The organism is Paenibacillus sp. RC84 (assembly GCF_041260495.1).
Classification (GTDB): Bacteria; Bacillota; Bacilli; order Paenibacillales; family NBRC-103111; genus Paenibacillus_F.
Genome location: NZ_JBGBYL010000024.1, coordinates 1 through 1,650 on the forward strand (window position 1 = coordinate 1; position 1,650 = coordinate 1,650).

3 protein-coding genes are annotated in these 1,650 nt (G+C 51.9%); all 3 read left to right on the forward strand.

Going from position 1 to position 1,650, the window contains the following annotated elements; all coding sequences use genetic code 11:
* The first annotated feature begins 125 nt into the window (after window positions 1-125).
* Window positions 126-533 (forward strand): phage holin family protein, encoded by a 408-nt coding sequence (locus ABH899_RS28510; RefSeq protein ID WP_370002273.1) that lies wholly within the window; start codon window positions 126-128, stop codon window positions 531-533.
* A gap of 55 nt (window positions 534-588) precedes the next feature.
* Window positions 589-1,296: an N-acetylmuramoyl-L-alanine amidase family protein gene (locus ABH899_RS28515; RefSeq protein WP_370002276.1), complete on the forward strand. Its 708-nt coding sequence runs from the start codon at window positions 589-591 to the stop codon at window positions 1,294-1,296.
* A gap of 19 nt (window positions 1,297-1,315) precedes the next feature.
* Window positions 1,316-1,650, forward strand: a 335-nt coding sequence (locus ABH899_RS28520) for a phage holin, LLH family (protein ID WP_370002278.1), incomplete at its 3' end; no start/stop codon positions are given.

Genomic DNA, 1,650 nt, shown 5'->3' on the forward strand with positions numbered 1-1,650 from the left:
TGCAAAACGGCTGGATTAATCAGCAGGAATACGACGAGACAAAAGCTCTAATGACGTCGCCGCACCTATGAGAGCGTCCCGGTATCACTTAAGCTTAAATATAGGAAGAATAGTGAGGAACCTATGTGAATCAGAACATTATTAACGCGCTCGCCGCGGCGTTTGGGGCCTTTATTTCCTACGCTTACGGAGGATGGTCGGAGGCCTTAACGTTTTTACTATTTGCGATGATGGCCGATTATCTGACCGGCATTGCGGCATCGTTGAGCGAGGGCAAGGGATTGAGCAGCCAGATCGGATTCAAGGGATTGGCCCGTAAAGGGCTGATCCTTTTTGTTTTGATGTTGGCACATCGAATCGACATGCTGATCGGCAGCGGCAACAGCATATTGACCGCGGCCACATATTTTTACGCAGCGAACGAAGTCATAAGCTTGACGGAGAATTACGGCCGGATGGGTCTGCCCATGCCGGACGCGATACGTAACATCATTGCCGTGCTTAAGAGCAAGAGCGGTAACAAATCAGAGTGAGGCTTTCCGATCTGCAGCGCGGAGGGCCTTTATTATTTCTAGGGAGGATTTTCAGATGAAAAGAATACTTTTTGTAATTGATCCCGGTCACGGTGATACCGATCCGGGTGCGCTTGGAAATGGGTTAGTCGAAAAGCAGCTCACTCTTAAGCTTGCACAGCGGATCGGAGCGTATTTGGGGGATCGGGCCGAAGTTATATACACTCGGACAACGGACAAGTTTGTAAGTCTATCAGACCGGGCAACTTTTGCGAACAAGTTGGGGGCGGACTACTTCTTATCCGTTCATATTAACAAAGGCGGCGGAACAGGCTTCGAATCGTTTGTCTATCTGGGCGCGGACAAGGGGCAAACTGCTACAGTTCGGTCCAAAATCCACGCAAAGGTTGCAGCCGTTTTTGCCAAGTACGGGTTACGGGACCGGGGTAAGAAAGAAGCCGACTTCGCCGTCGTGCGGGAAACCAAGATGCCCGCGGTGCTTCTGGAATACGGATTCTTGGACAGTGCCATAGATTCCGCCCTGCTTAAGAATGACAAATTTCTGGACGAGCTGGCACGCGCGACGGCGGAAGGACTGGCAGAAGCTTTCGGCCTGCCCGCGGCGCCGGAACCGGCTGCAGACTTGGAAAGGGTGCTGGCGAAGCTGCACGCGGCCGGTGTGATCGACTCACCGGATTATTGGGCGACCAATGCGCGGGATGGTGGCAGCGCCAAGGGTGAGTATGTAGCCAAATTGCTAAAAAATATGGCCGAGAGGCTTTAATCCAAGGAGGATCATAACCATGTCCCAACAAATTACCGAGTATCTGACGCAGCTTGTTCTAGCTGGCTTAACAGCCCTTACAGGCATTCTAGTTGTTGCCATATATACGCTTAAGGACCGCGCTATTAAATGGCTCCAGGCCCACACCACGACGGCCCAACAAGATATTATTGCAAACATCGCTCGGGAGGCTTTTGCCTTCGCGGAATCACAGGATGCATATATTAAGGGTAAGGACAAACTTTCTGCGGCTGTCGACTATGCGGCCAAGGAGCTGCAGCGGCGCGGGATTAATGCGGACCGGCAAAAGCTGCTTGCGACGATTGAGGCCGCCTGGATGCAGTATAATAAACC

Bases quoted from the DNA above. Each gene is read 5' to 3' on its own strand.
- ABH899_RS28515 (WP_370002276.1), top strand. From the start codon at position 589: ATGAAAAGAATACTTTTTGTAATTGATCCCGGTCACGGTGATACCGAT.